Origin of the sequence: Dongia deserti (assembly GCF_003574735.1) — a bacterium.
Taxonomy (GTDB): Bacteria; Pseudomonadota; Alphaproteobacteria; order Dongiales; family Dongiaceae; genus Dongia_A; species Dongia_A deserti.
Window position 1 is genome coordinate 454,926 of record NZ_QORW01000001.1, and the last position, 20,426, is coordinate 475,351.

The 20,426-nt window shown below is 64.7% G+C and carries 18 protein-coding genes; 9 read left to right on the top strand and 9 right to left on the bottom strand.

All coding sequences use genetic code 11. The annotated features are described in order from the left end of the window. Positions 1 to 14: 14 nt before the first annotated feature. Positions 15 to 3,599: an ABC transporter ATP-binding protein gene (locus tag DTX69_RS02275; RefSeq protein ID WP_119300039.1), complete on the bottom strand. Its 3,585-nt coding sequence runs from the start codon at positions 3,597 to 3,599 to the stop codon at positions 15 to 17. Between the two features lie 128 nt (positions 3,600 to 3,727). Here DTX69_RS02275 and DTX69_RS02280 point away from each other — a divergent pair, with 128 nt between their 5' ends. Next, positions 3,728 to 4,609, top strand: a complete 882-nt coding sequence (locus DTX69_RS02280; protein WP_119299846.1) for a LysR family transcriptional regulator — start codon at positions 3,728 to 3,730, stop codon at positions 4,607 to 4,609. 9 nt (positions 4,610 to 4,618) lie between these two features. Here DTX69_RS02280 and DTX69_RS02285 read toward each other — a convergent pair whose 3' ends face one another. After that, positions 4,619 to 5,341, bottom strand: a complete 723-nt coding sequence (locus tag DTX69_RS02285; protein ID WP_119299847.1) for a DUF2272 domain-containing protein — start codon at positions 5,339 to 5,341, stop codon at positions 4,619 to 4,621. A gap of 36 nt (positions 5,342 to 5,377) precedes the next feature. Between DTX69_RS02285 and rlmH the strand changes: the two genes are divergently transcribed. The 8 genes from rlmH (at position 5,378) to DTX69_RS02325 (ending at position 12,934) form a co-directional block, all read left to right on the top strand. Beyond that, entirely contained in the window at positions 5,378 to 5,857 is a 480-nt protein-coding gene (rlmH, locus tag DTX69_RS02290; protein WP_119299848.1) for a 23S rRNA (pseudouridine(1915)-N(3))-methyltransferase RlmH, read from the top strand. Between the two features lie 7 nt (positions 5,858 to 5,864). Further along, complete coding sequence (locus DTX69_RS02295; RefSeq protein ID WP_119299849.1) at positions 5,865 to 6,455, top strand: hypothetical protein; 591 nt, start codon at positions 5,865 to 5,867, stop codon at positions 6,453 to 6,455. 13 nt (positions 6,456 to 6,468) lie between these two features. Further along, positions 6,469 to 8,037, top strand: a complete 1,569-nt coding sequence (gene gpmI, locus DTX69_RS02300; RefSeq protein ID WP_119299850.1) for a 2,3-bisphosphoglycerate-independent phosphoglycerate mutase — start codon at positions 6,469 to 6,471, stop codon at positions 8,035 to 8,037. A 52-nt stretch (positions 8,038 to 8,089) separates the two neighbouring features. Beyond that, positions 8,090 to 9,340: a murein hydrolase activator EnvC family protein gene (locus tag DTX69_RS02305; protein WP_162916528.1), complete on the top strand. Its 1,251-nt coding sequence runs from the start codon at positions 8,090 to 8,092 to the stop codon at positions 9,338 to 9,340. A 75-nt stretch (positions 9,341 to 9,415) separates the two neighbouring features. After that, positions 9,416 to 10,819 carry a S41 family peptidase gene (locus tag DTX69_RS02310; RefSeq protein WP_119299852.1) on the top strand — a complete coding sequence of 468 codons (1,404 nt, stop codon included), beginning with the start codon at positions 9,416 to 9,418 and terminating at the stop codon, positions 10,817 to 10,819. 290 nt (positions 10,820 to 11,109) lie between these two features. Further along, entirely contained in the window at positions 11,110 to 11,862 is a 753-nt protein-coding gene (locus DTX69_RS02315) for a divergent polysaccharide deacetylase family protein (RefSeq protein ID WP_162916530.1), read from the top strand. 30 nt (positions 11,863 to 11,892) lie between these two features. Then, entirely contained in the window at positions 11,893 to 12,396 is a 504-nt protein-coding gene (locus tag DTX69_RS02320; protein WP_119299854.1) for an RNA pyrophosphohydrolase, read from the top strand. A 61-nt stretch (positions 12,397 to 12,457) separates the two neighbouring features. After that, positions 12,458 to 12,934: a peptidylprolyl isomerase gene (locus tag DTX69_RS02325; RefSeq protein ID WP_119299855.1), complete on the top strand. Its 477-nt coding sequence runs from the start codon at positions 12,458 to 12,460 to the stop codon at positions 12,932 to 12,934. Here DTX69_RS02325 and DTX69_RS02330 read toward each other — a convergent pair whose 3' ends face one another. The 7 genes from DTX69_RS02330 to DTX69_RS02360 all read right to left on the bottom strand — a co-directional run bounded on the left by DTX69_RS02330 (position 12,935) and on the right by DTX69_RS02360 (position 20,423). Next, complete coding sequence (locus DTX69_RS02330; protein WP_119299856.1) at positions 12,935 to 13,777, bottom strand: EamA family transporter; 843 nt, start codon at positions 13,775 to 13,777, stop codon at positions 12,935 to 12,937. A 149-nt stretch (positions 13,778 to 13,926) separates the two neighbouring features. Further along, positions 13,927 to 15,117, bottom strand: a complete 1,191-nt coding sequence (gene tgt / locus DTX69_RS02335) for a tRNA guanosine(34) transglycosylase Tgt (RefSeq protein ID WP_119299857.1) — start codon at positions 15,115 to 15,117, stop codon at positions 13,927 to 13,929. Continuing rightward, on the bottom strand, positions 15,114 to 15,947 hold the full coding sequence (locus DTX69_RS02340) for a queuosine precursor transporter (RefSeq protein ID WP_119299858.1): 834 nt from the start codon (positions 15,945 to 15,947) through the stop codon (positions 15,114 to 15,116). The genes tgt and DTX69_RS02340 overlap by 4 nt, the downstream gene beginning before the upstream one ends. A gap of 227 nt (positions 15,948 to 16,174) precedes the next feature. Further along, on the bottom strand, positions 16,175 to 16,468 hold the full coding sequence (gene rpmB, locus DTX69_RS02345; protein WP_119299859.1) for a 50S ribosomal protein L28: 294 nt from the start codon (positions 16,466 to 16,468) through the stop codon (positions 16,175 to 16,177). Positions 16,469 to 16,604: 136 nt separating this feature from the next. After that, complete coding sequence (gene meaB, locus DTX69_RS02350) at positions 16,605 to 17,588, bottom strand: methylmalonyl Co-A mutase-associated GTPase MeaB (RefSeq protein WP_119299860.1); 984 nt, start codon at positions 17,586 to 17,588, stop codon at positions 16,605 to 16,607. Then, positions 17,585 to 19,495 (bottom strand): ABCB family ABC transporter ATP-binding protein/permease, encoded by a 1,911-nt coding sequence (locus DTX69_RS02355; RefSeq protein WP_119299861.1) that lies wholly within the window; start codon positions 19,493 to 19,495, stop codon positions 17,585 to 17,587. The genes meaB and DTX69_RS02355 overlap by 4 nt, the downstream gene beginning before the upstream one ends. A gap of 133 nt (positions 19,496 to 19,628) precedes the next feature. Beyond that, on the bottom strand, positions 19,629 to 20,423 hold the full coding sequence (locus DTX69_RS02360) for a class I SAM-dependent methyltransferase (protein WP_119299862.1): 795 nt from the start codon (positions 20,421 to 20,423) through the stop codon (positions 19,629 to 19,631). Between the last annotated feature and the right edge of the window lie 3 nt (positions 20,424 to 20,426).

Sequence of the window (20,426 nt, forward strand, 5' to 3'; positions counted from 1 at the left end):
TTGGCGCTTTTGCTTCACTGAGCGGCCGACGAATAGGCCGAAGCGAATTGCCGCGATACAAGCTGGGCGTAGAGGCCCGCGCGCCGCACCAAGTTCTCGTGATCCCCAACCTCCTTCACCCGACCGTCTTGCATGACGACGATCACATCGGCATTGCGGATGGTCGAGAGGCGATGGGCAATCACGATGGTGGTCCGGTCGGTCTGAAGCAGATCGAGCGCGTGCCGTACCGCCGCTTCGTTCAGCGCGTCCAGATGCGAGGTGGCCTCATCCAGGATCAGGATCGGCGCATCCTTGAGGAACGCACGAGCGATGGCGACGCGCTGGCGCTGGCCACCCGACAAACTCATTCCGCGTTCGCCGACGATCGCCTCGAGCCCGTCCGGCAGGGCCGCCACGAGATCTTCCAGGGATGCGTGGCGGATCGCGGCCTGCAACTCCGACTCGCTGGCGTCCGGCCGGGCAATCAGGATGTTCCGCCGCAGCGTGTCATTGAACAGGTAGGTATCCTGCGCGACCAGTGCGATCCGGCTGCGCAGGTCATCGAGCGTGTAGTCGCGAAGATCGATTCCGTTGAGTGTGATCGATCCCTGGTCGGGGTCCCAGAAGCGCATCAGAAGTTGAGCCAGCGTTGTCTTGCCCGCACCGGACATGCCGACCAGCGCCACCGTCTTGCCTGCGGGAATATCGAACGTCACTTGATCGAGGGCACGCCGGTTCTGTCCTGCATAAGCGAAGCCGACCTCGCGCACCGCCAATGCTGCGCTTCCGTCCGGGGTCGCAGCGCCAACACCATCGCGCACCGGCACGGGCTCGTTCATCAGGGCGTAGATCCGGCGAGTCGCTCCCAGCGTGTCGGCGAGCTGGCGGCCGATCTGCGCGATCTCCGACACCGGCAGGAATGCCGCCATCGCCAGTAGGGCGAGCAGCGGCAGGATGGCTGGATCGATCAGCCCGTGCTGCATCAGGATCGCGCCGGCCAGCACGATCGCCAGACCGCCGAGGCCGGTGAAGACTTCGAGCAGGCTGCCCTGGAGAGTCAGCTCGCGATAGAACGGCAGCCGCAACCGCACATGGCGCTGCGACAGCGCATCGAGCTGGCTGGCACGCGCCTGCTCCTGCTGAAACGCTACGATCTCGCTCAGGCCCTGCACCGAATCGACCGCGAACGCGCCCAGCTCGCCCGCCGCTTCGCGTGCTTCCGAGCCGAGCCGATCGACCTTGCCGCGCAGCAGGAAGGGGCACAGCCCGACCGCCGCCAGGAACGGCAGCAGCGCCAGCGGCAGCCAAGGCGACGACATGCCTAGGACCACCAGCACGACGGCCGGTACCAGGATGGCAACGAAAGCCGGCGCGACCGTATGGGCGAAGAAATACTCCACCAGCTCGATATCGTGCGTTGCCAGCGCCATCAGGTCACCGGTGCGCCGGCGCACCAGATAGGCGGGCGCCAGCGAATCGAGCTTGCGGAACACGTCGAGCCGCATGTCCGCCAGCAATCGGAACGCCATGTCGTGTGCAATCCAGGATTCCAGCCAGTGGAGCAGGCCTGAGAGCGGCGCCAGCACCGCCAGCGCCCACAGCCACTGTCCATAGGGCTCGCCATGCTTCAGATCGAACACCACCAGTGCGCTCAGGATTCCGACTCCGATGAAGGCAACGACCCGCAAGACGCCGAACAGGAACGTCGCGGTCAGCCTGCCTTTCCAGCGCATCACCAGCTTCATCAGGGCCGCAATGAGCTGCAGCCAGTTCAGCCCCTCCGCCTTGATGATGCCTTCGGTCACGGGCTTGGTGCTCGCATCGGGAACGTGGGCGATCACTTCCGCTGCGGCCGATGTTGGCGCGGCGGCATCGACGAGGGCGTTGCCGCCGGCCTCCCGCGCCTGCTCCGCCATCAACTGGGCATAGATACCGCCGGCCTTCATCAGGCTTTCATGGCGACCGCCTTCGACGACCTTGCCGTCCGAGAGCACCAGGATGCGGTCGCAATCGATCACGCTGGAGAGGCGATGCGCAAAGATCAGCGTCGTGCGGCCGCGCATCAGGCGATCGAGCGCGCTCTGGATCACGGCTTCGTTCTCCGCATCGACCGCCGACAGCGCTTCGTCGAGGACCAGGATCGGGGAATCGCGCAGGATGGCTCGCGCGATTGCGATGCGCTGCCGCTGGCCGCCGGAAAGCTTGATACCGCGCTCCCCGATCACGGTGTCATAGCCGTTGGGGAGCGCCACAATGAAATCGTGGATGTTGGCGGCTGTTGCCGCAGCGCGGATCTCGTCCACGGTCGCGTCGGGCCGGCCCATGCGGATGTTGGTTTCGACCGTGCCGTGGAACAGGAACGTATCCTGGTTGACGACGGAGATCATGCCCCGGATCTGGTGGAACGAAAGCTGACGCAGATCGTGACCGCCGATGCGGATGGCACCCTGTTCCGGATCGTAGAAGCGCAGCAGCAGGCGCACGATGGAGGACTTGCCGCCGCCCGAGGCACCGACCACGCCGATCCGCTCGCCGGGCGCGACCTGGAAATCCAGCCCGTCATGCACCAGCCGCCTAGTGCCGGGATAGCGGAACTGCACATGCTCGAAGGCGATGCTGGGCGCCAATGGCTGCGCCAAGTGCGCGGCCGGCGCGTCCTCTATCAACGGCAGGCTGTCGAGAATCTGATAGAGACCCTGCGCCGCCGACATGCCGACCATGCCCTGATGCAGGACCGTGCGCAGTTCCCGCATCGGGCGGAAGATCTCGATGCCCAGCATCAGGATGACCAGCAGCGCCGACAGGTCCATCGCCCCGGCCTCGACCCGGAACGCGCCGAGTGCCAGGGCAGCCGCCGCGCCGCAGGCGATGGCGCTGTCGGTGATGCCGCGCGCCAGCACATTGGTCGCCAGCACCCACATGGTGCGCTGGAACAAATCCTTGGCCTCGCGTTCCAGGTGATCGCCGCGGGACTTGCTCTGCCCGAACGCCTTCAGGGTCGCGAGTCCTTGAATAGAATCGAGAAACTCGGCCGCGAAGGTCGCATAGGCGCGCTGGCGATCCAAAGATCGCGCGACGTCGAACTTGTGCCACAGCGCCGGCGCGAACAAGGCGATGAGCGCGAATGCCAGCATTACGCCGGCGACCGGCAGGTCGATGAACGCGATCGCAGCGAAGATGAGGATCGGGGAGAGCAGAGAGATCAGGAACTGAGGCAGGAACTGGCCGAAGTAGGTCTCGAGCTGCTCCACCCCGTCGATCAGGGACAAGGTGAGCGCGCCGGAGCGCTGGCGTCCAACCGTGCCAGGACCCAGCGATGCGATCTTTTCATAGATTGTCCGGCGCAGAACGACCTGGACTCGCGATGCGGTCTCGTGCGCGATCATGGCACGCCAATGTTCGAAGACGCCGCGCAGCACCATCACCACGCCGATCGCGACGACCGGCACCAGCAGCTGTCCGAGACTCTGCCCCGCGAACAACGCGCCGATCAGCCAGCCCAGCAGCCCGAGGCGCGCAACGCCCAGCGCGCTGGCCGCGAGACCGACCAGAACGGCCCATAGAATGCGCAGTCTGACGCCGCGCGTGAAGGTCCAAAGCCTCGGCTCTATATGCATGATGGAAAGCCCCTCGATCATCGCAGACCAGCACGGTAGGCTGAACAACAATGTTCTGCATTCGACAAATCGGAGCATCTGCTGTAAATTATTGAACAGTAGGCTCCTGACATTTCGGACAGCACCCCATGAAGTGGGACGATTTGCACGTTTTTCTAACTCTCGCCCGCGCCGGCAAGCTGACGGCGGTTGCCAAGCAACTCGACGTAAGCCATCCGACGGTCGCGCGCCGAGTGAAGGCGCTGGAGGATTCAATCGGCGCGCGGCTGTTTGATCGCCTGCCCGACCGCTACGTCCTGACCGCGGCCGGCGAAGGGCTGATGGCCGACGCCGAGGCGATGGAGCGCGCCGCCGATTCGATCCACCGCCGCAGCGCGGGCCTCACCGACGCCGCTCATGGCACGGTGCGCATCTCCGCGCACGAGGCAATGACCGGCTTCCTCGCGATCCACCTGCCGCGGCTGCGGGACAACCTGCAGTGCGTCGAGTTCGAACTCAGCGCCAACCACATGCTTGCCAACCTGTCGCGGCGGGAAGCCGACCTGCTGATCCGCGAACAGATGCCAGACCTTGCCAGCCTGGTAACGCGGAAGCTGGGCCGCGCCGCTTTTGCGATTTACGGGCATGCGGACATGACGGTCAGCCATACGCGCGACAAGCTGCGCCGCATGCCATGGGTCGGCTTCGACGAGGATCATACCTACATGCCGGGCCAGACCTGGATGCTTGAGCTTCTGGAAGGCGCGAAGCCGGCGATGCGCGTGAACAACTGGCTGGTGCTCCATGATGCGGTGCGCGGCGGCGCGGGCCTCGCGGTCCTGCCCTGCTATCTCGGCGATACCGACCCCGCGTTGCGGCGCATTGGTCCGATCCTCAAGGAGGTGTGGGCGGATCAATGGCTGCTGGTGCATCGCGACCTGCGCGAGCTGGCGCGGGTGCGCCGCGTCATGGACGCACTGGCGGCCTTGTTCCAGGAGCAGAAGCCATTGCTCGAGGGCAAGGCGCGCTAGTCGGGCGCCCTAATCGGGATAACGAAGCTCCACCACCAGTGCCCAGGGACGGTCGCCGATCATGGGCAGCAATCCGTTAGGGCCGACCTGACGCACGGTCTTGGAGACGGAGTTGCGCACATTGCCGCCGATGCTTTCCAGCCGGCCGCCTTCATTGAAGACGACGAGATCGCAATGCATCGGCGTGCCGTCAGGGATGTCATTATAGGCCGCAATGCTGGCGCCGGCCCGGGTGGCGCAGATGAGATCGCCGGCGCGTGGGCTGAACAGCCTGGCGTCACGCAAGACAAAGCGCGCGGTCGGCTCGCTGCCGTTGGTGGCGATCAAGCGGAGATAGTCGGCATGCAGGCCGCTGGGCTTGAACAATTCCGGCGGCACGCCGGACTCCAGCATCAGCCATGAGATGAAAGCGGCGGACCAAGGCTTGTCGCAATCATAGCCCGCCCAATTCTCGTCCACGCTGCGCCAATAGGCGGCAACGCGCGGGGAGCCGCGCCGCTCATCCTCCCAGACTCCGACCGGATCGATCCGCTCGCGCCCGCCCTCGAGATAGACAATCTGCCCACCGAATGCATTCCATTCCGCGCTCGCCAACCGTAGGATATTGCCCTTGACCAGAGCGGGGTCGACCGGCGGGCGGCGCACCGTCGGCTGGATCGCGCACGCAGCCAGCAGAGAGCCCAAGAGCGCCACCAGGCACACCCGACGGCACGTTCCGACCGCATTTTTCATGATTCCCCTCCCGCTTCGCAATTCGGCCAGACTGTCATGAAGCTGCGGATTTTGGCAGTGGGCCGGGCCAGGAGCGGTGCGGAAGCGGCGCTGATCGCGGAGTATCAGAAGCGCTTGCACTGGCCGCTCGCCATTGAAGAGGTCGAGGAGAAGCGGCCACTCTCGGGCGCCGAACTGAAGGCACGCGAGGGCGCCCTGCTGCAGGCGGCGATCGACCGCGCCACGGCGAAAACGGGCGGCCGGCCAGTGGTCGTTGCGCTCGACGAGCGCGGCAAGCTCCTGGGCAGCCGGGACTTCGCCAGCCGCCTCAAGGCTTGGGAGGACCAGGGCGCGCCGGAAATCCTGTTCTTGCTGGGCGGGGCGGACGGACTGGCGCCGGAACTGCGCAACCAGGCCAACTTCGTGCTATCCCTGGGCCAGATGACTTGGCCCCACCTGCTGGCGCGTGCCATGCTTGTGGAGCAAATCTACCGCGCACAACAAATCCTGGCGGGGCATCCTTATCACCGCGACTGAGGGCAAAATGAGAGCTTGGGGGAAATACACGCGCCGCCTGCTGGCGAGTCTGGCCCTGGTGGCGGCTACCGTGGTTGGAGGATGCCTGGCCGAATCGGAACATCCGATCGCCGCCGCCGACCCGGAGAAGAACGATGCGCGGCTGTGGGGTTCCTGGATCCTGGAAGAGGAGGACGAGTACCTGATTGCCCACGTCTTCGCCACCGAGGACGATAAGCTCCGGATTTCGCTGGCCGACCATGGTGTCGAAGGGCTGGGCGACGTGGAGACCTATGACGTACATGTCACGCGGTTGCCGTCGGGCGATTATTTGAATGTCATGAGTTCCGAGACGGAAGACGGATATGTGTTTATCAAATATGAGTTCGAGGGGACTGATCACCTTTCGGTGTGGTCCATGGAGAACGAAAAGCTTGTTCAGGCGGTAAAGGATGGAACGCTGGCCGGCACGACCAAGCAGGACGGTAGCGGTATCGATGTCCGGATCACCGCAACTTCGGAACAGTGGCAGGCGTTTCTTGCCAAGGCACCGGTGGAATTCTTTGGCGAGCCGAGCACATTCAGGCGAATTGGCCCGGCCTATGTGGAACAACAGTGACGACTAGAAGACGATGACGAATCCCAACAAGCGACCCAAACCGGTGGTCCTGTGCATCCTCGACGGCTGGGGGCATCGCCCTCAGCACGACAACAACGCCATCGAGCAAGCGGACACGCCGGCCTGGGACGCCATGATGCGCGAGTGCCCGCATGCCTTGATCGACGCCTCGGAGCTGCATGTCGGGCTGCCGGAAGGGCAGATGGGCAATTCCGAAGTCGGCCACATGAATCTGGGCGCCGGCCGAGTGGTGATGCAGGATCTGCCGCGCATCGACCTGGCGATCAGCAAGTGCGAGCTGGCAGCCAATCCGCGGCTCAAGGACTTCATCGCCAAGCTGAAGCAGAGCGGCGGCACCTGTCACCTGATGGGCCTGCTCTCGCCCGGGGGCGTGCATTCGCATCAGACGCATCTGATTGCGCTGGCGAAGCTCCTAAGCGCCGCCAGTGTGCCGGTGGCGGTGCACGCGTTCCTCGACGGCCGCGACACGCCGCCCAGCAGCGCCAAGGACTACGTCACGGAAGTCGCGGCGGCACTGTCGGGTCTCGTGAACGTGCGGTTCGGAACGATCGGCGGGCGCTACTTCGCGATGGACCGCGACAAACGCTGGGAACGGGTCGAGCTGGCTTACAACACGCTCTTTGGCGAAGCGCCCTATCGCGCGCCGAACGCCGTCGCGGCGGTCGACGCAGCCTATGCTCGCGGGGAGACCGACGAATTCGTCAAACCGACGCTGATCGAAGGGTTCGACGGGATCAAAGACGGCGACGGAGTGCTGATGGGCAACTTCCGCGCCGACCGTGCGCGGCAGATCCTGACGGCTTTGGTGGACCCGACGTTTGATGGCTTCCAGCGCAAGCATATTGCGAAGTTCGCCGCGACCTTGGGCATGGTCGAATATTCCACAGCGCTCGCCAAGTTCATGCCGGCCCTGTTCCCACCGATGGAGCTGACCGACACATTGGGCGAGATCGCATCCAAGGCAGGCCTGAAGCAGCTGCGTATCGCGGAGACCGAGAAATACGCGCACGTGACCTTCTTCTTCAACGGCGGGGAGGAGCGGCTCTTTGCAGGCGAGGAGCGCATCCTCGTGCCCTCTCCCAAGGTCGCGACCTACGATCTGAAGCCGGAGATGTCGGCCTACGAAGTGACCGACAAGCTGGTGGAAGCGATCGAATCGGACAAGTTCGACCTCATCGTCGTCAACTTCGCCAACACGGACATGGTCGGCCACTCCGGCAATCTCGATGCGGCCGTCAAGGCGGTGGAAGCGGTCGATCGCTGTCTCGGCCGGCTGCGCGCCGCGATCGATGCTAAGGGTGGTGCGATCCTCATCACCGCCGACCACGGCAATGCCGAGATGATGACCGATCCCACCACCGGCGAGCCGCACACCGCTCACACGCTCAACCGTGTGCCTGTGATCGTGGTCGGAGCACCTGGGCGCAGGGTGATCGACGGCAAGCTGGCGGACGTGGCACCGACATTGTTGGAGCTGATGGGCTTGCCCAAGCCTGCCACAATGACGGGCCGGTCGCTGCTTGCGCCCGGTGAGGATACGCGCGCCCGTGCCACTGCCTGATTTGCGGCTCCTGCGATGGCTGCTTCCCCTGGCACTGTTGCCGGTGGGAGTCGTGACGGCCTGGGCGCAATCGCCCGAGGAGCTGCGGCAGATCCAGGAGCAGATCAATCAGGGCAAGATCGAAGCGACGGAGCTGAAGAAGAAGGCCGACGAGCTCGCCCGGGAAGTCACACGCCTGCAGCAATCGCTGATCCGGTCCGCAGCCGAAGTGCAGGATGCCGAGTCCGAAGCGACCGAGCTGGAGCACGAGCTCGCAGAATTGTCGGAGCGGGAAAAGGCGAGCGCCGCCGACCTCGAGCAGAAGCGCGCGCAGCTCAGCCAAACACTGATGGCTCTGGAGCGGCTGTCGCTGCGCCCCGCCCAGGCTGCCTTCTTCTCCGACCGCACGCCACTCGACGAGGCGCGTGCCGCCACCTTGATGGCGGCGGCGACCAAGGCGCTTGATGAGCGGGCGCGGCAGCTGCAGAGCGACCTGGCCAAGGTCCGGGAGCTGCGCGAAGTGACCGCGGCACGTCAGGAGGAGTTGGCCGCCTCGGTCGACCGGCTGGCGCAGGAGAACCAGCACCTGGCCGCCCTTCTCAAGCAAAAAGCCGAGCTCCAGGAAGCCACCCTGGCACAGAGCGAGGAGACCAAGAAGCGTCAGGCCCAGCTGGCGCAGCAGGCGAAGAGCCTGAAAGATCTGCTCGACCGGCTGGAGGCCGCGCGCGCCGAGGAAGAGGCGCGGCAACAGGCCGCAGCGGCCGAGGCCGCCAGAAAGGCAGAGGAAGCGGCCAAAAGGGAGGCCGAGCGGTTGGCCGCCGAGCAGGCCCGGCAGGAACAGGGCGAGGCACCTGCCGAAAACGGCGAGCAAGTGGCGGCGGTCGAACGGCCGGCAGCCCCCGCCATAAGACTGCAGCCGCCTCCAGCGGATCTGCCGGCCTTTCCCAAGCAGGTGGGGGGCCTGATCCGGCCCGCGCGGGGGGAGATTGCGGCGAAATTTGGGCAAAGGACGGATGCCTTCGGCGAGGGCAAGGGGCTGGTCATCGCGACCCGTGCCGGGGCCCAGGTGGTCACGCCATTCGATGGTCAAATCGTGTTCGAAGGGCCATTCCGGTCCTATGGGCAAATATTGATCATCGAGCACCGCGGCGGCTATCATACGGTGCTGGCCGGCCTTGCCCATGTTGACGTTGTGGTCGGACAATGGTTGAAGGCTGGCGAGCCTGTGGGTGCCATGATTGAAACCACGCAGGGGCGCCCCCAGCTTTATGTCGAACTGCGTCGCAGCGGACAACCGTTCGACCCGGCCCCCTGGTTTAAGTGATCAGAAAGGTCGGACCAGGATACTGCCGACTACAATAGGCAGACGTCTCGCACTTCACAGAAGGTCGCTAACCGAATGTTCCGAACCCCACTCCTCGCCGCCACCGCGCTGGCTGCCGGTATTGCCATCGGCGGCGTCGCGTTCCATGCCGCCGGCGTCCGGGCGCAGGCCGCTTCGTCTCCCAGCACCTACGAGCAGCTCAATCTGTTCGGCGAGGTGTTCGAGCGCATCCGCGATAACTACGTCGAGCCAGCGGACGAGCAGAAGCTGATCGAAGCCGCCGTCAACGGTATGCTGACCTCGCTCGATCCGCATTCGAGCTATCTCAATCAAAAAGACTTCGGGGACATGCAGGTCCAGACCAAAGGCGAGTTCGGCGGTCTTGGCATCGAAGTCACCATGGAAGAAGGCCTGATCAAGGTTGTGGCGCCGATGGATGGCACGCCGGCGGCCGAGGCCGGGCTGCAACCGGGTGATCTCATCTCCGCGCTCGACGGTCAGCCGATCATGGGCCTGACGCTGAACGATGCGGTGGACAAGATGCGCGGCGAAGTCGGCTCGTCCATCCGCCTCACGATCATTCGCGGCAACCAGGATCCGTTCGAGGTAACGCTGAAGCGTGCCGTGATCGCGGTCAAGTCGGTGCGTTGGGAGCTTGAAGACGGCAATGTCGGCTATGTCCGCATTTCGAGCTTCAGCGAGAAGACTGACAGCGGCCTCAGGGAGGCGCTGACCAAGCTTAAGGACGCGAGCAAGAACAATCTGCAGGGCCTCGTCTTGGACCTGCGCAACAATCCGGGCGGCCTGCTCGACCAGGCGATCGCGGTCAGCGACGACTTCCTGGCTAAGGGGGAGATTGTCTCCACCCGCGGCCGCAGGAGCGAGGAAGCACAGCGTTGGAACGCCGAATCCGGCGACCTCATGGAAGGCAAGCCGATCGTCGTCCTGATCAATGGCGGCTCTGCCTCGGCCTCGGAGATCGTTGCGGGTGCATTGCAGGATCAGCGCCGCGCGATCGTGCTGGGCACCAAATCGTTCGGCAAGGGCTCGGTGCAATCCATCATTCCGATCCCCAATCACGGCGCCATCCGCCTGACCACCGCGCGCTATTACACGCCGTCTGGCCGCTCGATCCAGGCCAAGGGCATCGAGCCCGATATCGAAGTCCAGCAGGCCAAGGTCGAAGCCCTGGGACCAGAGCGGGGCACCCATGAGGCGGATCTGCGCGGCGCCTTGTCGAACCCAGACGATCCGAAGAATACGCCGGAGCAGGTGCCGCCGGAGACTCAAGGTGTCGAGGGACAACCCGCCGCGCCGGCCAACGGCACGGCCGCGAAAGAAGCCAAGCCGGAGGATAAGCAGCCCTTCGTCGGTTCGGAGAAGCAGCAGATCGCTCGTCCCACCGAAGACTATCAGCTGGCACGCGCGGTCGATCTGCTGCGCGGCCTGACGCTGCTGCAGAAGCAAGCAGCGAAGTAGCACGTCCGAGAAGGACCCTGTCCTTGCGTTCATCGGGGTCGCCACAGTCCGTATTCGGGCTGTTCGGCGGCCCCGGTTTTCTTGTGGTGTGCCTGCTGCTCGTCGGCATTGCCGGTGCGGTCGCCTATCTGGCTCTCACCGGCGGTCTTGGTTCCGGCGGCAGAGCGACCATCTCCCTGCCTGGTGCAGGCGTGCCCCCGGCGCCAGCGACTGCGCCGGTGGCGTCCGGCAGCACGCCGCCGTTACAGTCCATGCCGGCGGCACCGGTCGCCAAGGAGATGACAGTCAACGTGGCGATCGAGGAAGACCTGTCGCCGGCCGAGCTGCTTGCCAAATATCCGCCCGATCCGAGCGATGCACTGCCGACAGGAGCCCAGGATTTGCCAGCATGGCAACGTTTCGGCCGAACAAGCATGATCTCTCCCGAGGCGCGGCGAGTCGCTCTGATCATCACCGGGCTTGGACGAAACCGGACAGATACGGTGCGGGCAATTACCGGCGCGCCGCCGGAGGCCAGCCTGAGCTTCGACCCCGATGTGCCGGAGCTCGCGGATTGGATCGCCGCGGCCCGCGCCTATGGGCACGAGGTGTTCCTGGACCTGCCGCTGAGCGAGACGGCACGCGCGGATGCGCTCGCGCCAGAGCAAAAACCCGAAGATAACGTGCAGCGGCTGGATGCAATGCTCGCGCGCGCGCCGATGATCGCCGGCGTTGTCATGAGAGGCAGCGAGGCCTTTCTGGCAGACGGCGCGGCGTTGCAGCCGATCCTCAAACATCTGCAGGCGGCGGGGCTGGCCATCGTCGGTTTGCCGGTGACGGCACCGCTGACCGTCGGGGCAGACGAAGTCATCGCGCCTGAGGAGACGCAAAGGGAGATCGCCCGCGCAATCGATTCCGTGATGGGCTTGGCCCGCCATCGAGGCGCCGCGCTGGGGCTCGTCGATTCCTCCAGCGCTGCGAGTCTCTTTCCCGCCTGGCAGCGTGCGTTGGTGGGACGCGACGAAATTTCACTTGTGCCGGCCAGCGCCGTGGTTGGAGAGTAGAGCGCTGGCTTCTCCTTGAATCGCAGTTCAATGAAAAATCCGCCATCCACTTTGACCGCAGAGCAGATCGCGCAGCTGCCGTATCGGCCGGGCGTCGGCATCATGCTGGTCAATCAGAGGGGCCGGGTGTTCGTGGCGCAGCGCATCGACAATCCTGGTCCCGCCTGGCAGATGCCTCAAGGCGGCATCGACAAGGGCGAGGAGCCGCTCCAGGCCGCCTGGCGCGAGCTGCACGAAGAGGTCGGCACGGACCGTGCGCGTTATCTCGGCGAGAGCCGCGACTGGTTCACCTACGACCTGCCGGCGGAACTCGTTCCCCAGATATGGAAGGGCAGGTTCCGCGGCCAGCGGCAGAAATGGTTCGTCTTTCGCTTCCTCGGGACCGACCGCGACATCAACATCGCGACGGAGCATCCCGAATTCTCCTCCTGGCGCTGGGCCGAGCTCGAGGAGCTGCCAGGACTGATCGTCCCGTTCAAGCGCCAACTCTATCACGATCTGATCGCCGAATTCACCCCGCTGATCCGACGTTAGACTCGCCTGGACTCTGGCAGCAGGGATCTTTACCAAGGCCCAATCGACAAAGGAGATCATCATGGCCAGTCTCAAGGTCCACGACGTCGCGCCGGACAAGTTGAAGACCCTCACCAAGGCGGTGATGTCGACCGACCGCGGCGACATCACGATCGAGTTCTATCCGGATGTGGCGCCCAACACCGTCGCGAACTTCTACACGCTCGCCAAGGACGGATTCTATGACGGGCTCAAGTTCCATCGCGTCATTCCCGGCTTCGTCGCCCAAGGCGGCTGCCCGCAGGGCACCGGCTCCGGCGGGCCGGGGTGGGAAATCGCGTGCGAGCTGAAAGGCAATCCGCACAAGCACGTCGAAGGCGCGCTGTCCATGGCGCATCGCGGCCGCGACACCGGCGGCTCGCAGTTCTTCCTGGTGCTCGAACCGCAGCCGCATCTCGACGGCAATCACACGGTGTTCGGCCAGATCACCGAAGGGCTCGAGGCGATGCACGCCCTGAAGCAGGGCGACAAGATCAAGAGCGTCAAGTTCGCCGAGTAGTCAGTGCAATAGCACCGCGCCGAGCGCTACCATCGCGACGGCGGCGTAGCGGCGCGGGTGAAAGCGCTCTTTCAGGATGACGGCACTGAATATGGCGGCGAAGATCACGCTGGTCTCGCGCAGTGCCGCCACATGGGCCATGAACGCCTGGCTCATGGCATAGATCGCGATGCCGTAGGCCGCCATCGACAGCGCGCCGCCGATCGCGCCGACCTTCCAGTGCCGCGCGACCAGGGAGAACAGTACCGGCCCGCGGCGCCAATAGGCGATCAGTACTAGGCCCGGCGCATCCAGCACGAACAGCCAGACGATGTAACCGTATTTGTCGCCGGCGACCCGCACCCCCTGCCCGTCGCACAAGGTGTAGGCCATGATGGTGAGGCCGGTGAGCAGGCCGAAGATCACCGGCCGCCACTTGTGCTCACGCTCGGTAGCGCGGTCGATTGCCAAGCTGAAGATCCCCGCCGAGATGGCGGCCACGCCCAGGATCTCGGTGGTCGAGAGCGCCTCGCCGACGAACATCCAGGAGGTCGCGCCGACCAGCAGCGGCGCCGACCCGCGGGCGATCGGATAGACCAGCGACAGATCGCCATAGCGATAGCCGAAGAGCAGAAAAATGTAATAGCCGATGTGCGTGACCAGGGACCCGAGGAGAAAGATCCAGCTTTCCGGATCGGGGAAGGAGACGAAGGGCGTGAAGAAGAGCGCGATCAGCCCCGCCATGCCCATGATCAGGGTCATGTTGACCAGGGCATCGTCGCCGAACTTGACCAGCACATTCCAGGCGGCATGCATCACGGCCGCCAGCAGGACGAGCAAGGTCCATTCGAGGGAAAGTGTCACGGGGGTCGGCCCAGCGGCAGGAACGTCGTAAGAAAACCGTCACGATCCTGGCACACGCGCCCGCGCCGGGGCAAATCGGCTCTGTCGATGGGGCTATAGATGACAGACGTCAGATGCCAGATCTCAGGTCCCGGGCATCTGGCATCTGATCACTGATCAGCGACCCAGCGCTTTCGCAGCTCCGCCAACCGCCCTTCCGGGATCGCCGCCTGCACTTCGCGCATCAGGCGGTTCATCACGGCGATGTTGTGCTGAGTCAGGAGCTGCATGCCGAGCAGCTCTTCCACCTTGATCAGATGATGCACGTAGGCGCGTGAGAAGTTGCGGCAGCAATAGCAGTCGCAAGCTTCGTCGATCGGCGCGGCATCGTCGCGGAAGCGTGCGTTCTTGAGGTTAATGCGCTCGCCTTTGACAGCCGGCATCAGGGCCGCACCATGGCGCGCGATCCGCGTCGGCGTCACGCAATCGAAGGTGTCGATGCCCTGCGCGATGCCGGCGAAGACATCGCGGAAGCCGCCGATGCCCAGCAGATGCGTCGGGCGATGGCGGTTGAGCCGCTCCATCGCGAAGCCGACCACCTCGTCCATCTCGGCGCTGGTGCCGCCGAGCGTGCCGCCGACCGCATTGCCGAAGAACGGCCGATCGTTCACGTAGGCCGCGGCCTCGTGGCGCAGGTCCTGATACACGCCGCCCTGCAGGATGCCATAGAGCGCCTGGCGGCCGTCATGGCCGCGCTCGAACGCGGCAATGCAGCGGTCGCCCCAGCGATTGCTGAGGCGCAGCGAGCGCTCGGTATAGGTGCGGTCGGAATGGTACGGCGTACATTCATCGAACGTGACGATGAGATCGGCGCCGAGCTGGCGCTGGATGTCGATCGAGCTTTCTGGCGTCAGCAGATGCTTGCTGCCGTCGATGTAGGAACGGAAGGCAGCGCCCTTCTCGCTGATCTTCAGCAGTGTCTTGGGCCGCGCGACGTCGCGCCGTCCCTTGATCTCGTCCGCCACAGAGCCGTGGCCCAGGCTGAAGATCTGGAAGCCGCCGGAGTCGGTCAGCATCGGCCCGTCCCAGCCCATGAAGCGATGCAGCCCGCCCATCTTCGCCACCAGATCTGCGCCTGGCTGCAGCATCAGGTGATAGGTGTTGGAGAGGATGATCTGCGTCTTCTCCTCGCGCAAAGCAGCCGGCGAGCACGCCTTCATCGCCGCCTTGGTCGCGCAGAAGATGAAGGCGGGCGTATCCAAGGCGCCATGGGGCGTGACCAAGCGTCCCCGCCGGGCTCGCGTGCCCTGCGGGTCCTCGGCGAGGATCTCGAACGCGAAGTTGGGATAGGTGAGGCTCACGCTGCTGCCGCCACCATTGGGCCGCCATCACGCGCGTCGTAAGCACGGCGATCCTCCTCCGGCAGGAACCAGCGCGCGGCATACATCGTGGGCACTTCCAGGAGCGCCATGGCTAGGCGGATCCAATAGGTGCCAAGGATGAAGCTAAAGATGAGGGTGTCGAGATCCACCACCTGATCGTGCTGGCCCAGCAGCCAGGGGAACACCATCCAGGCGAGGGTCGAGAACACGGTATTGTCGATCAGCGCGGACACGGCGGTCGAGCCGCAGGAGCGCACCCACAGCTGGCCGCGGCCGGTCCACTTCCGGATCTTCTGGAACAGGAAGATGTCGTTGAACTGGCTGATGAGGTAAGAGCTCAAGCCCGCGATCAGCAAGGTCGCCTGCGGCAGATAGAGCGCCAGGATGTGATCGTGATTGGGCAGCGCCCAGTCCATGCCCGATTCGTGCGCTACCTCCGGCGTCATCGGCTTATAGCCCATGACAAGCAGCATCATGATCGTCATCAGCAGCATGGCCGCGAAGCCAAGCCACACCGCCTTGCGCGCCACCGGCCGGCCGTAATATTCGGTCAGCACATCGGTCGCGATATAGGTTGCGGAGAACACGACTGTGCCCAGCGGAATAGGGGCGTCATAGAAGTAGAAGCTCACCGACTTCAGCACTTGCACGTTGGCGGCAATGATGCCGACGGCGACGAAGATGAACATTCCCGCCGCGCCGAACGGGCGCAGCATCAGGGGAATGAGGCTGAAGACAACGACCAGCTCGATCACGAGCATGGATTCGGTCGGCAGGGCGTTGAAGCCCGCCACCAGTTCGGCAAACATCTTGTGCTCCCTTCCTCGGTGACCGGGATGACAGCCCGGGCGAGCCGAAAGGTTCTCATTCAAGTTGCGCGTTGCGCCGTCGCGCTCCGGGAGGAGCCCGGTGCGACGGCTGGTGGCCTCGGGTCCAGGCCCGCGGCGTCACCCACCCATGACAAACCCGCGAAGCCGACCAGGCCGCGCGGGTTTCTCAAACTCTTTGCGCGCCGGCTTCAGCCGGCGAGGCGGCATCAAGCGGCGGCGCGCTCGGCCGCCTTCTCGATCCGGCGCTTCAGGCGGCGGGCTTCAGCCGGCAGCTTGGCATCCGGGGTCGAGAGCAGATAGGCGTCGAGGCCGCCATTGTGCTCGATGGTGCGGATCGCATTCACGGTCAGGCGCAGCTTCACCAACTCGCCGAGCGCATCCGACAGCAGGGAGGTCACCTGCAGGTTCGGCAGGAAGCGCCGCTTCGTCTTGTTGTTGGCGTGGCTGACGTGATGGCCAGTTTGCACGCCCTTGCCGGTGATCTCGCAACGCCGGGCCATGGCAAAAATCCTTTTTCTTCAGCGACTTCGTTCAAAACAAAGGGGCCGGACAAGCGTCACCTGCCGGCCGGGTCGCGCGGGTTTTAGAGAAGGGGCGGTGCGGCGTCAAGGTGATTCCGCGGGTATGGAACCGCCGCTAGTCGTCCAAGCCTTTGAAAAAGCTGGAAAGCAGCGACCGCGCCGCCGCGGCTGGCGATGCCTTGCGCTGGGTTACCTTGGCCTCTAGCCGCAGCAACCGGTCCGCCAGGTCCGGGTCGGATTTCAGGCGCTCGAGCAGCCCGTCATTGACCTCCTGCCACAGCCAGTTCTTGGCCTGCTCGCTGCGGCGGGTATCGAACTCGCCGGTCTTGGCAGTCGCCTTGCGGAAGGCCTGGACCTTATCCCACACCGCCACCATGCCCTCGCTCTTGAGGGCCGAGCATTTGACCACGCTGGGCTGCCAGTCCGCATGCAAGGCATGCATCAGGCGCAGCGCGTGCGCATAGTCGGAGGCCGTCCGCTCGGCCGCGGCGGCGAGATCGCCGTCCGCCTTGTTGACGATGAGCAGGTCGGCCAGCTCCATCACGCCGCGCTTCACGCCCTGCAGGTCGTCGCCGCCGCCGGGGCTGAGCAACAACAGGAACATGTCGGTCATCTCGGCAACTGCGGTTTCCGACTGGCCGACGCCGACCGTCTCCACGATCACGACATCGAAGCCCGCCGCCTCGCACAGCAGCATCGCCTCGCGCGTGCGGCGCGCGACGCCGCCGAGCGTCTCGCCGGCGGGGCTGGGGCGGATGAATGCCTCCTTGCGCTTCGCGAGCTCCGTCATGCGCGTCTTGTCGCCCAGGATCGAGCCGCCGGAGATCTTGGAGGACGGATCGATGGCGAGCACCGCGATCTTGTGGCCCTCATCGATCAGATACTGGCCGAAGGCCTCGATGAAGGTGGATTTGCCGACGCCGGGCGGGCCGGAGATGCCGAGACGGATCGACTTGCCGGTCCTGGGCATCAGCAAATCTAGCAGCTTCTCCGCCGACGGACGGTGATCCTCGCGCCGCGATTCCACCAAGGTAATGCCGCGCGCCAGGGCGCGGCGGTCGCCCGCTCTTATCTTGTCGGCGAGCTCCTGTTCGGTCACTTCGCAGCCTCAGCCGGGATCTTTGGCGGAACCTTGGGTGGCGAGGCATCGATGTCGAGCGCCTGGTCGATGCCGCGCAGCTTGCGTTCCGCAGCCTCCTGCTGACGCCACCACATGGCGGCGTAGATGCCGTCCTGCTGCAGCAATTCAGCGTGGCGGCCCCGCTCGGCGATGCGGCCGTCGGAGAGCACGATGATCTCATCCGCGTCGACGATGGTGCTGAGACGATGGGCGATGACCAGAGTCGTGCGATTGCGCGACAGCTCCTTGAGGTTGCTCTGGATCTCCCGTTCGGTCTGCGTGTCGAGGGCGGAGGTCGCCTCGTCGAACAGCAGGATCGGCGGGGATTTCAATATGGTGCGTGCGATCGCGACGCGCTGCTTCTCTCCGCCGGAGAGCTTGAGGCCGCGCTCACCGACGCGCGTCTGATAGCCGTCCGGGAGCTTTTCGATGAAGCCGGAAATCTGCGCCATCCAGGCGGCCTGTTCAATTTCGGCCTGGCTCGCGCCAGGCCTGCCATAGGCGATGTTGTATTCGACCGTGTCATTGAACAGCACGGTATCCTGCGGGACGATCCCGATGTTGGAGCGCAGGCTCTGCTGCTGCACGTCACGGATGTCCTGGCCGTCAATCCGGATATGCCCCGAGGTTACGTCATAGAAGCGGAACAGCAGGCGTGAGATGGTCGACTTTCCGGCCCCCGACGGGCCGACGATGGCGAGTGTCTTGCCGGAGGGAACGCGGAAGCTGATGGCTTTCAAGATCGGCCGCCGCGGGTCATAGCCGAACACCACGTTGTCGAACTCGATCTCGCCCGCACTCACGCGTACCGGCGGCGCGCCGGGCTTGTCCTCAACGTCGACATCGACCCGCAGCAGGGCGAACATTGCCTCCATGTCGATCAGCGATTGCCGGATCTCGCGATAGACCGTGCCAAGGAAGTTGAGCGGCAGATAGAGCTGGATGAGATAGGCATTGACCAGCACGAAATCGCCGATGGTCATGGTGCCGCCCACGACACCGTAGGCCGCCATGGTCATCATGACCGTGACGCCGATGGCGATGATGAAAGCCTGCCCGACATTGAGCGTGGCCAGCGACGTGCGCGACTTGACCGCCGCCCGCTCATAGGACTGCAGCGCGACATCGTAGCGCCGTGCCTCGTGCTCCTCGTTGTTGAAGTATTTGACGGTCTCGAAATTGAGCAGGGAGTCGACCGCCTTGGTGTTGGCGCTCTGGTCCGACTCGTTCATCTCGCGGCGGTACTTGATGCGCCACTCCGTGACTGCCAGCGTGTACCAGACATAGCCGCCAATGGTGACCGCCGTCGCGAGCGCGAAGCGCCAGTCGTAGAGCACCCACAGGATGCCGCAGACCATCGCGATCTCGATCAGCGTCGGCAGCACGTTGAACAGCACGAAGAACAGCAGGAACTCAATGCCCTTGGCGCCGCGCTCGATGGCGCGGGTGAGACCGCCGGTCTGCCGATCCAGGTGGAACTTCAGCGACAGCGCATGCAAATGGCGGAAGGTCTGCAGCGCGACGTTGCGGATCGCCCGCTGTGCCACGCGGGCGAAGATGCCGTCGCGCAGTTCGGAGAAGAGCTGGGTCGCGACCCGCGCCACGCCGTAGGCGATGAGCAGGCCGATGGGGACAGCGATCGCCACTGTCGTTGCGGTGGCGGCCTGCTGCCCGACATGCGGCGACAGGGCATCCACCATGGCCTTAAACAGAATGGGGACATAGACATTGGCCAGCTTGGCGACGATCAGGCACGCCACTGCCGCCCCGACCCGCGCCCGCAGGTCCCAGCCGATGCGCGTCCACAGATGGGGCATAAGGTCCTTGACCGCCTGCCACTGCCCCACGCGTTCCTGGCCGCGCTCGGCACTTTCCTCAATTGCCATGGATCGTCCTGACCAACTCCCAGCTCTCCGCTTCTATGTATGGCAGGTGGTGGGGGTTTGAAAGTGCATGATTGGCAACGGGCTTATGCGCCAAGCCCCATTCAAGCCGGGCGAGCCGGTTCGGTTGGAGGGGTCAAACCGCTCGGGCGATCCAGATCTGTTCTTTGCCGTAGGTGGGCTGAGAGGCGGCAAAATCGGACAATTGCTCGACTGCCCGAAACCCGCAGAGCTCCAGAAGATATTCCATCTCCTGGCGCAAGGTCCAACGCAGCGCCCAAGAGGTTTCCTCAGCGGCAAGAACGGCGCCCGCCCCATCGATGGCCTCGAGGCGAAGCCGCTCGCTGACCAGCTGGCGGAAGGGGTCGTTGTTCCGCGCTATGATGGTGCGCCGGATGCGACAACCAGTGACGGGGTCCCAGACCTCTCGTGCCTGCTCCGGCAATGGCGCCTCAGGCAGGCAAAACTCGAGACGCGGATCGAACAGGTCGATGACGAGATGACCGCCTGGTCTCAGGTGCCGATGCATGGCGCGCAAGGCTGAGCGTTGCGTCGCCGGCTCGATCAAGTGCTGGAACGCGCGCGCCGCGATGACGATCCAGTCGAACTGCTTTCCAAGATCGAAGTCGCCCATGTTCCCGCGCACGAGATCGATGCGCGCGGCGGTCGCGGGCGGCAAGCTGGCGATCTTTCTCGCCGCAAGGTCGAGCATGGCCTGAGCAAGGTCGACGCCGGTAACGCTGCAGCCATTTTGTGCCAGCGGAATCGCGATGCGCGCCGTGCCGACGCCGAGCTCCAGAACGTTCGTGCCGAAGCGGCGCGCGCATGCGCGATAGAAATCGATGTCGCCAGTAAGCGGCCCACCACCGGCAAAGAGATCATAGGTTCGGACCGCTAGGCCGCCGGCGTAGTATTCGTTCGGGTCAATCATTCG